General features: G+C 36.2%; 14 protein-coding genes. 9 read left to right on the forward strand and 5 right to left on the reverse strand.

Features of this window, described 5'->3' with window-relative positions:
* Positions 1-4 precede the first annotated feature (4 nt).
* The 3 genes from rpsN to I5818_RS05490 are packed head-to-tail and all read left to right on the forward strand — an operon-like array spanning position 5 to position 1,515.
* A complete protein-coding gene (gene rpsN / locus I5818_RS05480; protein ID WP_078110739.1) occupies positions 5-274 on the forward strand; it encodes a 30S ribosomal protein S14 in 270 nt (89 codons plus the stop codon).
* Positions 275-304: 30 nt separating this feature from the next.
* Positions 305-454, forward strand: a complete 150-nt coding sequence (gene rpmG, locus I5818_RS05485; RefSeq protein ID WP_071975086.1) for a 50S ribosomal protein L33 — start codon at positions 305-307, stop codon at positions 452-454.
* Positions 455-495: 41 nt separating this feature from the next.
* Positions 496-1,515: a metal ABC transporter substrate-binding protein gene (locus I5818_RS05490; RefSeq protein WP_209391865.1), complete on the forward strand. Its 1,020-nt coding sequence runs from the start codon at positions 496-498 to the stop codon at positions 1,513-1,515.
* Positions 1,516-1,670: 155 nt separating this feature from the next.
* On the opposite strand, the gene I5818_RS05495 is transcribed toward I5818_RS05490, so the two are convergent.
* Positions 1,671-3,281, reverse strand: a complete 1,611-nt coding sequence (locus I5818_RS05495; RefSeq protein WP_078111135.1) for an FMN-binding glutamate synthase family protein — start codon at positions 3,279-3,281, stop codon at positions 1,671-1,673.
* 201 nt (positions 3,282-3,482) lie between these two features.
* Positions 3,483-4,106 carry a TetR/AcrR family transcriptional regulator gene (locus I5818_RS05500; protein WP_078111134.1) on the reverse strand — a complete coding sequence of 208 codons (624 nt, stop codon included), beginning with the start codon at positions 4,104-4,106 and terminating at the stop codon, positions 3,483-3,485.
* Positions 4,107-4,230: 124 nt separating this feature from the next.
* On the opposite strand from I5818_RS05500, the gene I5818_RS05505 reads away from it, so the two are divergent.
* The 3 genes from I5818_RS05505 to I5818_RS05515 all read left to right on the forward strand — a co-directional run bounded on the left by I5818_RS05505 (position 4,231) and on the right by I5818_RS05515 (position 9,097).
* On the forward strand, positions 4,231-6,456 hold the full coding sequence (locus I5818_RS05505; RefSeq protein WP_078111133.1) for an MMPL family transporter: 2,226 nt from the start codon (positions 4,231-4,233) through the stop codon (positions 6,454-6,456).
* A 149-nt stretch (positions 6,457-6,605) separates the two neighbouring features.
* Entirely contained in the window at positions 6,606-7,787 is a 1,182-nt protein-coding gene (locus I5818_RS05510) for an alanine racemase (RefSeq protein WP_078111132.1), read from the forward strand.
* On the forward strand, positions 7,775-9,097 hold the full coding sequence (locus I5818_RS05515) for a D-arabinono-1,4-lactone oxidase (RefSeq protein ID WP_078111131.1): 1,323 nt from the start codon (positions 7,775-7,777) through the stop codon (positions 9,095-9,097). Before I5818_RS05510 ends, I5818_RS05515 begins: the two co-directional genes overlap by 13 nt.
* 76 nt (positions 9,098-9,173) lie before the next feature.
* Here the strand turns inward: I5818_RS05515 and I5818_RS05520 are convergent, their stop codons facing one another.
* From I5818_RS05520 to I5818_RS05530, 3 genes are all read right to left on the reverse strand, one after another.
* A complete protein-coding gene (locus I5818_RS05520; protein ID WP_078111130.1) occupies positions 9,174-9,590 on the reverse strand; it encodes a MarR family winged helix-turn-helix transcriptional regulator in 417 nt (138 codons plus the stop codon).
* Between the two features lie 145 nt (positions 9,591-9,735).
* Positions 9,736-10,485, reverse strand: coding sequence for an SDR family NAD(P)-dependent oxidoreductase (locus I5818_RS05525; RefSeq protein WP_071975080.1), 750 nt, complete (start codon positions 10,483-10,485; stop codon positions 9,736-9,738).
* A 416-nt stretch (positions 10,486-10,901) separates the two neighbouring features.
* Complete coding sequence (locus tag I5818_RS05530) at positions 10,902-11,096, reverse strand: hypothetical protein (RefSeq protein WP_078111492.1); 195 nt, start codon at positions 11,094-11,096, stop codon at positions 10,902-10,904.
* A gap of 94 nt (positions 11,097-11,190) precedes the next feature.
* Between I5818_RS05530 and I5818_RS05535 the strand changes: the two genes are divergently transcribed.
* From I5818_RS05535 to I5818_RS05545, 3 genes are all read left to right on the forward strand, one after another.
* Positions 11,191-11,712: a sensor histidine kinase gene (locus tag I5818_RS05535; protein WP_078111493.1), complete on the forward strand. Its 522-nt coding sequence runs from the start codon at positions 11,191-11,193 to the stop codon at positions 11,710-11,712.
* A 14-nt stretch (positions 11,713-11,726) separates the two neighbouring features.
* The gene (locus I5818_RS05540; protein WP_078111494.1) at positions 11,727-12,638 is read left to right on the forward strand and encodes a ketopantoate reductase family protein; all 912 of its coding nucleotides are present in this window, start codon (positions 11,727-11,729) and stop codon (positions 12,636-12,638) included.
* 123 nt (positions 12,639-12,761) lie between these two features.
* Entirely contained in the window at positions 12,762-14,429 is a 1,668-nt protein-coding gene (locus I5818_RS05545; protein WP_209391866.1) for a hypothetical protein, read from the forward strand.
* The last annotated feature ends 6 nt before the right edge of the window (positions 14,430-14,435 follow it).

The raw sequence follows: 14,435 nt of genomic DNA on the forward strand, positions 1-14,435 counted from the left end.
ATGCATGGCAAAAAAGTCAAAAATCGTTAAGGAGCAAAAGAGACAAGCGCTAGTAGCTAAGTATGCTAAAAAAAGAAAGGAATTGAAGGAAAAAGGTGATTATCGAGCATTAAGTAAATTACCTAGAGATTCTTCCCCAACACGACGTACTTATCGATGTGAGGTAACTGGTCGCCCAAGAGGGGTATTAAGAAAGTTTAAAATGTCACGAATCATATTCCGGGAACTTGCTCATAAAGGTCAAATTCCCGGAGTAAAAAAATCATCGTGGTAATTGTGTAATTTAAAATATGGAGGCAGAAATATGAGAGTGAAAATAACATTAGCGTGCACGGAAACCGGGGAGAGAAATTATATAACAACGAAAAACAAGCGACAACATCCTGACCGGTTAGAATTAATGAAATATTGTCCACGCTTAAAGAGGCGCACATTGCATAGAGAGACAAAATAAAGAGAAAAACAAAATTTCAAAAAAGAGGGGAAACGTGAATAATGAACCGTATACAAATAAAATCAATCCTGATGCTAGTTGTTGCAATCATTCTAATGGTCGGTTGCGGAAAAGTGACAGGATCATCAAATACAAAATCAAAAAAAGATGCATTAAACGATAAAATAAAAGTAATCGCTACATTTTATCCAATGTATGAATTTACAAAACAAATTGCCGGTGATAAAGCAGATGTGCAATTACTAATTCCATCTACTATTGAACCTCATGATTGGGAACCAACTCCAAAAGATATGGCGAATATTCAAAAGGCAGATGTATTTATATTTAATAGTGAATATATGGAAAGCTGGGTGCCTAGTATCCGTAAAAGTATCTCCAATAATAATGTAGATTTTGTTGAAGCAAGTAAAGGTATTACACTGAAGAAGGGCGTTGAAGAGGAAGAGCATGACCATGACCATGATCATGGGGATCACTATCATGAGGGAGATACAAATGCTCATGATTCTAACGAGGAACATGAGCATCATCATCATGAATTTGACCCACATGTTTGGCTAAGTCCTGTGCTGGCACAACATGAAGTTAAAACTATTACAGAAGCTCTTATTAAAGCAGATCCCAAAAATAAAGAAGAGTATGAGAAAAATAGTGTTGCCTTTACTAAAAAATTAAAGAAACTAGACAGTCATTTCCGCGAAGGATTAAAGGATATTAAGCAAAAAGAGATAGTCACCCAACATGCCGCATTTGGCTATTTAACAAATGAGTATGGACTAATCCAAGTACCGATTGCTGGATTATCTCCCGATATCGAACCTAGTGCCGCAAAAATGAAAGAGATTAAGGATTTTTCTAAGAAAAATAATGTAAAGGTCATTTATTTTGAAGAACTTGCCTCTCCTAAGGTTGCTGAAACTCTTGCTAATGAAATTGGAGCTAAAACAGAAGTTCTAAATACGTTAGAAGGTTTAAGTAAGGAGGATCAGGAAAATGGGTTTGACTATATTAAAGTGATGGAAAAGAATTTACAAACATTACTAAAATACCAAGAATAATTTGATAGGGTTGTCAAAGAGACAACCCTATCAAATTATCATCTTAGAATACAGTATATACATTGTTCAAGGAAGCTTTAAAAAGAAATAAGTTTAAACAAAAAAATGCAGACACCTTCACTGTCAGCCTGCATTTATTTGTTTTCGAAACTAATTTAAAGGGCTATTTGATCAATGGATGGTCTAAGCACACCTTGAATATATTCTTTGCCTGAGTATAGTTGCCCATTCATCGCTCGGAACATAAGGTGTTCCTCAGTGAATTCAGTTGGTGATGATAGTCCTGCAGCACCTGCAAGATTAAATAGACCCTCGCGTGTTGAAACGACATAGTTGCAGACACGATACATTTTTTCTTCGACAACTAATGCTTTCTCACGATTTGGATCTGTCGTTGCGACGCCAACAGGACATGTATTGGAATGGCATGTTTGTGCCATGATGCAGCCTACTGAGATCATAAATGCTCTTGCTGTATTGATTAAATCGGCTCCTAAACATAGTGCATATGCCATTTTATCAGGAGTGATTAATTTACCTGAAGCTATAATTTTTACATGTTCACGAATTTTATATTTTTTTAGCAATTGGTGAACGATTGGAAGGGCGGTATACAGCGGTAATCCAGGTCCATCGGCTAGCTCCTGATAGGTTGCACCAGTTCCTCCTTCACCACCATCAACTGTAATAAAATCTGGATATTTACCTTCCGTTGCCATAGTTTTCACCATTTCTTCGACTTCATCACGGTTACCCACAACAATTTTCATCCCGACTGGTTTTCCACCAATATCTCTTAATTGAGTGATAAAATCTAATAATCCTTTTGTATCATGAAATTGGCGGAATCGATTCGGACTATCTATTGTTGTCCAAGGTGGCACACTTCGAATTTCCGCAATTTCGGGAGTCACTTTTTCCGCTTCTACATGTCCTCCACGTATTTTGGCTCCTTGAGCAAGCTTTAATTCAAAAGCTTTTACTTGTTCGATTTCGCTTTTTTCCTTAAAACGTTCCCATGAGAATTCACCATCTTCGGTCCGGTAGCCAAATAATCCAGGGCCGATTTGAGCGATGATATCGACATTACCTTTTTGATGGTGAGAGGAAAGACCTCCTTCACCAGTATTCATCCATGTACCACCAGCCAATGAAAGTCCTTTTGAAAGAGCGGTAATTGCATTTTTTCCAAGTGAGCCGTAACTCATTGCGGACTGGCCAATTAGTCCCTTCACATAAAACGGTTTTTTACAATGATCTTTTCCAATGATGATTTGATCATCATCAAATAATAAATAAGGATCAATATCAGCCTTTTCGGAATGCTCTTTTCGACTCATTAGTTTTTCGTTATCGATTTTATATAAATAAGTTGAAATTTTCGGACTTTGATTGATGCGCAAATCCTCTCTTTGTTTTGGAAACATTGCATTTCTTATATAAAAGCCAGATTCCTCGAAATTGCGTTGTGATCCAAAAGAGGTAATTCTTTGCTTATACTTTCCTGATTTCACGACACCCTCATATTGGTTACGTGAAAAAGGCTTTCCTTCATCATTATTTAAAAATAAATATTGTCTTAATTCAGGTCCAATTTTTTCTACAATATAACGAACCCGACCAAGAACAGGGTAATTTCGTAAAACTGCATGTTCTTTCTGCCGTGCATCACGATAGGAAATTAAAAAATAAAAACCTAGAGGCAAAATAAAAACTGCTAACATTAGAATGAAAATAATGACGATCATTGCTTGTGTCCACCCCATCTTACCACCATCCCTTAAATAGAAGTCTTTCAAACTAACTAAAACATAAACAATGCTACAACTGCAAGTAAAAAAATTCCAAATGATTGGCTTCATTTATGGATAGATATGAAGGAGGATTATGCAGAGAATGGTCTATTAAGAGAGCAGCCCTTTTAATAGACCACCGCCTACATGTGGTACGTGAATATGCCCGACATATTATGAAAAAAAACCTTTCCAGAAAATGTTTAGAATGTTTTCTGATGTCTCTTCTATTGAAGAAAAAATCGGAGTCCCATCGGGGAGTTTATAATTCCCAACTTTAATAAGGGCAAGGTAGGATTGTGTCGCAAATGTGACGTTTACCTTTGGTATTTCTCCATTATCAACGGCAAGCTGGAGAGCATCTTGAATCCCTTCATACATTTTATGCTCAACCATTCTCATTTCAAGAATTTGTTCATCGGAGAGATCTGTTTTTGATTCACGCATAAATGCTTCAAGATCGAGAGTGGTTGTTGCTTGCAAGTGGGCGGTCGTTACATCTAAAAGTCTTTCAAATAAAGGCTTATCTGATGTCATCAACAAGTCAATACGACATTTTATACGTTCCATTAAAGAAACAATTGATTCCTTGTAGAGCTCTGCCTTTGAGTCAAAATAATAATAAACGGTTGCTTTTGTTACTCCAGCATTCATTGCAACATCGTCAATTGAAACCTTTTGAAATCCACTTTCAAGAAACAAACGAGCAGCAGTTTCCAAGATCAATTCATTTCTAGGCTTTTCAAGATGATTCGTTTTTGGTCTACCAAGTGGTCGTCCATTTTTTTTAATTTCCATAATAATGCCTCCAAAAAAATATTTATAAATAAATTTTACGTTTTCTTTGATAATTAACTGACCAGTATATATAATTAATTATAGCATAAATTCCATTTTGAAATAAATGGAAGGGAGAATAAAGATGAAAAACTTATTAATTAGATTTGTTGAGTCTAGCGCAAGCCGAAAAGGGAGATGGATCACGCTCGCGATCTGGGTTATCTTGGTTGGCGTATTGTCATCCACATTACCTATTGTAAACAAAGTGACTGATAACGGGGCAGAAAATCTACCTAATGACAAGATGTCGATTCAGGCAGAGGAAATTGCTAAGCAACAATTTCCGAATGAAACCGGAACCCCATTATTATTAGCATGGTACCGTGATGGAGGTCTCCAAGAAAAAGATTATCAGCTTATTCATGACTTATATAAAAAACTAGAAAAAGAGCCATTGTCTTCGCAAAATTTTATCCCTCCGTTAGGAAAACTTCCACCACAGGCGCTTTCAGGATCTACTTCAGAGGATGGTACTTCATTGGTAACGCCAATATTTATGAAAAAGGATGCTAGCACGGATGAATTAAAAGACAATTTGGAGGAGCTAAAAAAACAATTAACGAAATTGGATTCTCCTTCAATTTATAGTAAAAAGCTTCATGAAGCAGGATTACATGTTCGCTTTACTGGTCCTGTTGGGATTGCAACGGATGCTTCTGCATTATTCAGTCAAGCAGATATTACATTATTAATTGCAACAGTTGTATTAGTCATTGTACTACTTATTCTACTTTATCGTTCACCACTTTTAGCGATTGTACCGATCATTGGTGTGGGATTTGCCTATGGTGTAACAAGCCCTATATTAGGATTTTTAGCGGAAAAAGGGTTCATAACTGTTGACTCACAAGCTGTTTCAATCATGACCGTTTTATTATTCGGAGCTGGAACGGATTATTGCTTATTTTTAGTATCAAAATATCGAGAATGTCTCCTTGAAGAAGAGGATAAATTTATTGCATTAAAAAATGCGATCAGACATTCTGGAGGAGCTATATTTGTGAGTGCAATTACAGTAGTTTTAAGTTTATGCACATTGCTCCTAGCGCAATTTGGCTCCTATCATCGATTTGCCGTGCCATTTAGTTTAGTTATTCTCATTATGGGGATGGTTGCGCTCACACTACTTCCGGCTTTACTTTCCATTCTTGGTAGAGCAGCATTCTTCCCGTTCATCCCAAGAACGGAGGAAATGAGCAGTCAATTGGAAAAGATTAAAGGGAAAAAAGTTCGAAGATACCATGCGCATAGTCGTTTAAGTAGGAGCCTTGGCAAATGGGTAACAGGTAAGCCTTGGACGGTTATCATCCTTAGTGTAGTCATCCTAGGGGTCTTAGCTACTTTTGCACCAAAGATTCATTATACGCAAAATTTACTAGAATCATTTCCTAAGGACATGGCATCCCGTGAAGGGTTTGACATTATGGCCAATCATTTTTCTGAAGGAGAACTCGCACCTGTCCAAGTTATTGTGAATACAGAAGGAAAAGAGATTCATATAAAGGAAGAATTAAGTAAGCTATCAATTGTCGACAGTATATCTGAACCGGTGAAAGGGAAGGAAAATGAATATTATTTATCCTTTGATGTGAATTTAAAAGCTAATCCATATGATGAAAATGCAGTGGAGTCAATTCCAGACATTACAAGGAAAGTGAAATCTGCATTAGTAGAGGCTGGAATAAAGCCAGATAACCACTATTGGATTGGAGGAGAAACCTCCTCTCTTTATGATACGGAATCAACAACAGCTCGAGATTTAAAAGTCATTGTACCAGTTGTTATTGCTATAATAGCTGTTTTGCTTTTAGCGTATTTACGTTCTATTGTTGCTATGGTTTATTTAATCATCACCGTATTATTTTCTTATGTGGCAGCTTTGGGGGCAGGATGGTTAATTATTCATTATGGGATGGGAATACCTGCAATTCAAGGACTAATTCCGTTGTATGCGTTCGTATTCCTGGTTGCATTAGGGGAAGATTATAATATTTTTATGATCTCAAGCATTTGGAAAAATCGCCGAACACAGTCACATAAGGTCGCAATTGCAAATGGGGTCAGTGAAACTAGTAGTGTCATTACATCCGCAGGTCTCATTCTTGCAGGTACATTTGCCGTATTGGCAACACTCCCAATACAAGTTCTATTACAATTCGGTGTTATCACTGCCATTGGTGTGTTGCTAGATACCTTTGTTGTCCGCCCATTATTAGTTCCTGCAATCACAACGATTTTAGGACGTTATGCCTTTTGGCCAGGAAAACTATGGCGGGAAAAGGATATAAATAAAATACAAGAAAAATAATATTCATAAAGAATACTCATTTTTAATAGCATGTAGAAAAGGGTTGTCTAGTAAAGGGTTTTCCCCTTTGTGTTTTAGGCAATCCCTTTTTGTGTAAGAAAGATTTTTGAAGAGTGATAGAGAAATGTAGATAAAAAGGAGGTGAGACGATGTCACTATATTCCCAGTATGAAAAGGCATTTTCTAATATCGCTAGGCCATTTGCCTTTTTAGATTTGAATCATTTAGATGAAAATATCTTATTTGTTAAGGAGCACTTAGGGGATAAGCATATCCGAATTGCTACAAAATCGATACGTTCGGTCGAGGTTTTAAACTATATTGCTCAATCCTTCCCAACAAGTTCAGGGTGGATGACATTTTCTGCAAAGGAAATCTTATTTTTGGCAAAAAAAGGATTTGATTATTTTTTAATGGGGTATCCCATTTTAGAAAGGGAAGACGTTGAACAATTGATTCCTTATATTCGTGAAGGAAAAGAAATTGTTTGGATGGTTGATTCGATTGAAACATGGGAGTGGCTTCAAAAAATAGGAGAAGAAAATGATATTATCCTTTTAATTTGCCTAGATATTAATGTATCAACTTCCTTTCCGTTTATTTATTTCGGAACAAAACGCTCACCTCTTACGGAAGAAAATGCACTGAAAGATTTATTGGAAAAAGGGATCAAACACAAGCATACAAAGGTTGTCGGATTGATGGGGTATGAAGCACAAATCGCTGGAGTTGGAGACAAACCTCATGAAAAATGGAAAAGGGGCATCATTCCATTACTAAAAAGATCCTCAAGAGCCAATATTTCAATATGGAGAAAAAAAGCAGTGGAAATAATAGAATCATATGTTGGAAAATTAAAGTTTGTTAATGGAGGGGGATCTGGAAGTTTACTCTGGACAGTAGAACAGAAGGAAGTAACAGAAATCACAGTCGGTTCGGCCTTTTACTTTCCTGCGTTGTTTGACCAACATACATCATTGCCACTGAAACCGGCTGCAGGTTTTGGTCTTCGTGTTACAAGAAAACCAGAAGAGGGAGTTATCGTTTGTCACGGTGGGGGATATACAGCATCGGGTGCATTGAGCAAGGATAAATTGCCAAAAGTATATTTACCAGAAGGGTTGGAATTTCTTCAAAATGAAGGACCAGGTGAAGTACAAACACCATTAAAAGCAACTGGTTTTATCCCTAAAATAGGAGATACGGTTTATTTCCGACATTCAAAAGCTGGAGAATTATGTGAGCGCTTTCAAGAACTTATTGTTTGTCGAGATGATAAATTAGATGGGAAATTTCGAACATATCGGGGTGAAGGGGAATGCTTTCTTTAAAAACGTTGCAATCAAAGAAGCGATGGTCAAATTGGGCTGAAACTGCTAAAGGTCATTTTGAAGAATTTTTTACACCGGGAAATGTCGATGAAGTACAAACGATTGTTGCTAGTGCTTATAAAAGAAAAAAACGGATTCGAGTAATTGGGGCAAGTCATTCTTTTAGTTCGATCGCTTTACCTGAGGAGATATGTTTGAGCTTAAATGAAATGCGGGGATTAGATGCGATTGATGTAGAAAAAGGGGAAGCAACATTTTGGGCAGGAACTTATTTATATGAGATCGGTCCGTTGCTTAAAGAACAGGGATTTGCTTTGGAAAATATGGGAGATATTCAAGAACAAACGATTGCTGGAGCAATTTCTACAGGGACACATGGAACGGGGATAACGTTAGGCTCTCTTTCCAGTCAAGTTGTAAAATGGGAATGGATTGATGGAACAGGCGCATATCATTCACATCGACGGGAAAGTACAGAGGATCCACTAGCCAATTCTTTACATGTATCCTTAGGATTATTAGGGATTCTTGTTCGAGTCACATTAAAGGTTCTTCCATTATACAGTTTAAAGGTAACTACTTTTCGTGCATCAATTGAAGAAGGAATGACTAATTGGAAGAAGGATTTAACCCTTTTTCGTCATTTAGAGTGGTTTTGGTTTCCTGGAACGGATCTAATCCAAGTCAAACAAATGGAGCTTATTCCACCCGAACCACAGAAGAAATGGGAAAAAACGAAATCGACTATTAGTAAGAATGTTATTGAAAATCAAGCCTTCTATTTACTTTCAGAAATATGCCGACATAATCCTAAACGAACCCAATGGGCAAGTAGGCTTTCTGCAAAAACCATTCCGAATCGTGTGGAGACTGGATATGGTTATGAATTATTTGCGACTCCTAGAAAAGTAAAATTTTATGAAAGTGAGATCGCCATCCCAATTGATCAATTTTTAGTGTGTTTGGAAGAGTTAAAGAAAGGGCTTGAAGAAAATCCATTTTTTGTTCATTTCCCAATCGAAATCCGATTCGTTAAAGGAGAATCCGGCTATTTAAATCCAAACTATCAACAGGATTCCGCATTCCTCGCCTTTCATATGTATAAAGGTATGCCGTACGAGGCATATTTCCGTTGGGTGTGGAATGTTATGGAAAAGTACAATGGCCGGCCACATTGGGGGAAAATGAATAATTTGACGAAGGAATCAGTGAAGAAAAATTACCCCGAATGGACGACATTTCTAGAAAAGCGCGAGACCTATGATCCAACAGGAATATATTTGAATAAATATTTTCGAGCACTCATTTAAGTGCTTAACACCATTTATGCAAATAACCGTATGAATTTAACGTGAAATGGATAAATGGTGCCTGACACCTACTATTTTATTTATTTAGTTTTTCGTATAGGTTTAAGAGCTGGCTGATTTCTTCGTCCGTTAGTTTTTGAACCAATTGTTTACGAAGGGTTTTGCCAGCTTCTTGTGCTTTGCTGAGGACTTTCCGGCCTTCATCTGTAATATCCAAATATAGGATACGTCTGTCATTTTCATCGCGCATTCTATTGGCAAATCCTTTTTTAATTAGTTTCTCAGACAAATGAGTGAGTGATGGAGGAGTTAAGCCTAATGAACGAGCAATATCTGATGGACGACTTTTCCCGTGTTTATTTAAATGATTGATGACTAAAATATGTGAAATTCCTAAACTTTCACTGAACATTTGGTTCCATTGAATGATTAATTGATTGGTGACTTGATCCATTTCGTGAATAAGCTCAAAAATGGTTTTATTTTTATCCATTATTTTCCTACTTCCTTTATATTTCCTATGTTCTATTATAATAAGAAAACCCCTTTTTTAAAAAGAGGTTTTCTCCAATATACTGTTTATTGAGCAGAAAATCCACCGTCAATAACAAGTTCTGCTCCTGTTATATAGAAATACCTTAACGTAATTTAATGGACCCACCATCAACCATAAAGGTTTGTCCAGTAATATAATCAGAATCATTACTTGCTAAGAATACAGCCGTTCTTCCGATATCCCCCTCAGGATCACCTAAGCGACGAAGAGGGATCTTGTTAATCATTGCCTCGTACATTTCTGGATTGTTTTCTTTCCATGTTTGAACACCAGGAGTAGCAGCAATTGGTGAAATAAGATTGACATTAATATTATCTGGACCCCATTCATTTGCAGCTACACGTGAGATGGCACGTATCGCTTCTTTCGCTGCTGCATAAGAAGCCTGTGTGTGTTGACCTTCAAGCCCTGCACCTGAGGCAAAGTTAATTACTTTTCCTTCAGTTTTCTTTAATTCAGGGTAACAAGCTTGCATAAAATTAAAAGTTGGATAAAAACCTGTCCCGAATGATAGATCGAAATGTTCCATAGTAGTTTCCATAAAAGGAACATTTCTTGATGCATGAGCATTATTGACTAATATGTCTAGCCTTCCAAATTTCTCTACAACAGATTGGACAATTCCCGCAATATTTTCTTTTACAGAGATATCTTTAATCAATAAGGCTCCTTCAGTATATTGATTAACCTCAGCCAGTGTAGTTTCACCTGCTCCTTCATTTATATCAACAATCGCAACATGTGCACCTTCTTTTGCCATAGCTAATGAAATCCCTCTACCAATTCCGGATGCTCCACCAGTTACGATGGCAACTTTTCCTGATAATCTCATTATGAACCCTCTTTCTGAAATAAATATTTAGATGTTTAAATATTTTACGTTTAAATAATATCACTTTCTTTTTTTTATATCAAATTTAATATTTTGTCTTTTTTTTCAAACTTTGGTGCCAAATAAGAAAAGCTTTAATTAATAAATAAAGGCTGAAGAATACTACACCTTAATTTTAACTAAGAAAAGAGCCATAAATTCCATAAGAGCAGGCAGTGGGGTTTTTACAAAAGCAACAAACTATACAAAAATAGTCAAAAATTAAAAGGGATTGTCTATTAAAGGTTCAGATCCCTTATTAGACAATCCTTTATATCTTCAAATACATCATTAATCTTATTTGTAGCAGATGAGTATGGAATCCTATCAAATTTTCCTTTTAATCACAAATAGAGTTAACATAGCTTTTTTACAAATTATTGATCTAGTTTTAATAAATTTGCTTCTAAAGCAACGGAAAATCCATCGAATGGTCCTAATTGAAAGATGCGAACAAAGGTTGGAATATAAAATAATGTTTTTTGTTCTTTTTCTGTTAGGTTATTGAGGAATAATGCTGAGCTCACATCATCTCCATCTTTGTTTTTGAAATAGGATGCTTCAGTTAGCACGAATTCTGTAGATCCACCTTTTTTTCCTGGCTATGATTGGGATCATAGTGAAGTAAAGGACTTTGCAAAAATTATTGTAGAAAAATCAAGCTATATGGAAGCTTTAATCCAAGACTTAACACTTACCTATGCAATAAAAAATAATGCAATACCTATTCTAAAAGAACAAAAAGATGTCATAGAAATAGTAAGAAGAACGGTTGTGGAATCTATTAATCACTCTCCTGAATCAGGAAAACAGCTTTCCTTTCAAACGAATTGTAAATCTTATAACATTGCGATCGATGAAAAATGGCTCGTTCGAATCCTTCAAAATCTTATTATGAATGCGATTATCCACAATCCCCCACATACAAATATAGAAGTAGGTGTCATGGGAAATAATGAAAAATTAGAGATCTATGTCAAAGATAACGGAGTCGGGATGAAGGAAGAAGCCATTCCCCAACTATTTACGAAATATTTTCGCGGAACAAATACGGATGCCTCTCCACATGGAACTGGATTAGGCATGAGTATTGCAGGGCAGCTCGTTCAGTTACTAGGTGGATTGATTGTTGTAAACAGCAAGGAGAAGGTTGGAACAACGATTACTATTACATTTAAAGTTGAATAAGGGGTGCAATATAAATGAGAATTTTAGTAATAGGCGCAGGTGCAATTGGAGGATATTTTGGTGGACGGTTATTGGAAAAAGGTGAGGATATTACATTCCTAGTTAGAGAAAATAGGTATCGTCAATTAACTGAGGGGGGGTTAGTTGTTAATAGTATTCATGGGGACATGAAACTGACACCAAAGCTTCTTCGCGACGGTGAAAGAGCTGATCCATTTGATGTCGTTTTACTTGCTACAAAGGCTTATCATTTAAACGGCGCAATTAAAAGTATGCGTCCATATATTGGTGAGGAAACAATGATTCTACCATTATTAAATGGAATAGCCCATATTGATAAATTAGTAGAGGAATTTGGGGAGAAGAGAATATTAGGTGGACTTTGTTTTATTGAAACAACATTAAATGAAAAGGGACATGTTGTACAAACTAGCCCGGTTCATCGACTTGTTTTTGGTGAAAGAAATGGAGAAGAGACAGAAAGAATAAAAACACTTCAAACGGTTTTTGAAGGAACGAAGGGACAATTCGAATATAGCAAAAATATTAACCAATCCATGTGGGAAAAATATTTATTTATTGCTACTTTTTCGGGGATTACTACACTAATGAGAGCTCCGATTGGTCCTATTCGTGAAGCAATGTCAGGAAAACAATCAATCAAACAAATTTGTCATGAAGTACAATCAATCATGCAATCGATGGGTGCACCAATCACATCAGCGAGCGGGAAAGCTACCCTTGAAAAAATTGCAGAATTGAATGCTGAAATGAAATCATCGATGCAGCGTGACATGGAAAAAGGAATGGCAACAGAGGCAGACCACTTTTTTCACTATCTTCTTGAGCATGCTAATTTTATAGATAGCACTCCAATTCTTCACCTTATATTTACTAATTTGAAGGTGTACGAGAGTAGTATTTGAGCTGACAAATAATTAACCTATATTATGCAAACTTTTAGATGAAAAGTTAAACTGAAACTTTTTATCATCCTTATACGTATTAGTACAGTTAGAAATATTATTATTTTTACGGAGGCAAACATCATGTATTATCTCATAGCACTATTCGCCTTAACTTTGAATCCATTAATATGGAAATCAAATTATAAAAAGAAGTCATTTTTAGCCTTTCAAGGCTTGCGATTGATTGCAGGAATTGTAAGTATCTTTGTACTTACCTATGTAGGTCTTGTCGACCATACATGGGAAGCTTTTATTAGTTACGGATTATTTATCATTGGTGCGTTTTTTATTCTAGATATTCTTTTTATCCGTGGAAAGTATGGGGGAATTACACCACTTCTAGGGCTTGCTTTTATTATTGGAGGACTGTATTTTACCTTTATTTATCCAATAACAATTACGAATGATAAGTATGAGTTTGTTAAGAAAAAGGTAACGATAGAAAAGAAAGAGGAATCAGCCATTGATGAGCAGCATATTCCTGTAGTTCCAGAAAAATATGCAAGATATCGCAGTGAAAAGCTAATAGGCGAGCTAAAACACTCATCCTATTATGATCTAGGCGACTCAACTATTCAAAAAATCGATAATCATCTTTATTGGGTGACTCCAATAGAATATACTGGATTTTTTAAATGGTTAAAAGGAGAAAAGGTTCCTGGTTTTATTAAAATGAGTGCTGAGGATGAAGGGGCTGAAGCCGAGCTCGTACGAGTGAAGATGAGCTATGTACCGTCAGCATTTTTTAGCAAAGACGTGAAACGACATGTTCGTTCGATTCATAAGGATATGATTTTATTAGATGTCAGTTTTGAACCGGATGATGAGGATCATCCATACTATGTAATTCCATATGGGAAATATGAAAAATTCCGCAATATTGTCGATGTAAAAGGAGTATATTTAGTCGACCCAGTAACAGGAAAAACAACGGATTACTCCTTAAACAACTTACCTGACTTTATTGATCATGCCATTCCAACGAATGTTGCAGAGGATTGGAATGAGTGGTATGGAAAATATGTTCATGGATTTTGGAATTCCCACTTCTCCCAAGAGGATGTCATGGTCCCAACAAATTGGGAGGGAGTTGATGAGGTGAATGGAGTCTTTGATCAAGAGCTGCAACTTCATTGGTTTACCGACTTTACCCGCCCGAAATCAGGGAGTGGGGCAATGGTCAGTTACTCTATATTAAATGCGAGAACAGGGAAATTTACTTTCTTCACTGAAGGCAATGGCCTTTTAAATGGAAAATCTGCTATGAATGTTGCTGAAAAAACATTTAGAGCGAACAAATATGAAGCGGGTACGCCGATTCTTTATACGATTTATGGTCAATTTACATGGGTTGTACCGTTAATGGATTCCAATCACGTATTCCGAGAAATGATGCTAATTAATGCAAAGGATGAAAAGGTTTATAGCACAGGTGATACAAAAAGAAAATTATTCGATGACTATAAATATGCGATTGCTACAAAACTAGGTAATGATACTACAACACCTACTGATAAAGCTTTATTGAAGTCTCAAAAAGGAATTGTCTCACATGTCTATAAAGCGGAAACGGAACGAGGTACAGCAGTAAAATTCATGATACAGGGCAGTGATAAAATTTTTGTTGTACAATCGAGCGATTTCCCGTATTCAATATTTATTGAAAAAGGAAATACTATTGAATTCAACTATATTGATACGGATGAAATAATGACATCAGTGAATGGGGAATTCAAAATAATTAAATAGAAGTAA

Source organism: Heyndrickxia oleronia (assembly GCF_017809215.1).
Classification (GTDB): Bacteria; Bacillota; Bacilli; order Bacillales; family Bacillaceae_C; genus Heyndrickxia; species Heyndrickxia oleronia.

What these genes read in the sequence shown, in the direction of transcription:
- I5818_RS05500 (WP_078111134.1), bottom strand. Translation starts at nt 4,106, where the DNA reads ATGGAAATTAAAAAAAATGGACGACCACTTGGTAGACCAAAAACGAAT.
- I5818_RS05535 (WP_078111493.1), top strand. Translation starts at nt 11,191, where the DNA reads ATGGAAGCTTTAATCCAAGACTTAACACTTACCTATGCAATAAAAAAT.
- I5818_RS05495 (WP_078111135.1), bottom strand. Translation starts at nt 3,281, where the DNA reads ATGGGGTGGACACAAGCAATGATCGTCATTATTTTCATTCTAATGTTA.
- I5818_RS05505 (WP_078111133.1), top strand. Translation starts at nt 4,231, where the DNA reads ATGAAAAACTTATTAATTAGATTTGTTGAGTCTAGCGCAAGCCGAAAA.
- I5818_RS05525 (WP_071975080.1), bottom strand. Translation starts at nt 10,485, where the DNA reads ATGAGATTATCAGGAAAAGTTGCCATCGTAACTGGTGGAGCATCCGGA.
- I5818_RS05510 (WP_078111132.1), top strand. Translation starts at nt 6,606, where the DNA reads ATGTCACTATATTCCCAGTATGAAAAGGCATTTTCTAATATCGCTAGG.
- rpsN (WP_078110739.1), top strand. Translation starts at nt 5, where the DNA reads ATGGCAAAAAAGTCAAAAATCGTTAAGGAGCAAAAGAGACAAGCGCTA.
- rpmG (WP_071975086.1), top strand. Translation starts at nt 305, where the DNA reads ATGAGAGTGAAAATAACATTAGCGTGCACGGAAACCGGGGAGAGAAAT.
- I5818_RS05515 (WP_078111131.1), top strand. Translation starts at nt 7,775, where the DNA reads ATGCTTTCTTTAAAAACGTTGCAATCAAAGAAGCGATGGTCAAATTGG.
- I5818_RS05545 (WP_209391866.1), top strand. Translation starts at nt 12,762, where the DNA reads ATGTATTATCTCATAGCACTATTCGCCTTAACTTTGAATCCATTAATA.
- I5818_RS05540 (WP_078111494.1), top strand. Translation starts at nt 11,727, where the DNA reads ATGAGAATTTTAGTAATAGGCGCAGGTGCAATTGGAGGATATTTTGGT.
- I5818_RS05490 (WP_209391865.1), top strand. Translation starts at nt 496, where the DNA reads ATGAACCGTATACAAATAAAATCAATCCTGATGCTAGTTGTTGCAATC.
- I5818_RS05520 (WP_078111130.1), bottom strand. Translation starts at nt 9,590, where the DNA reads ATGGATAAAAATAAAACCATTTTTGAGCTTATTCACGAAATGGATCAA.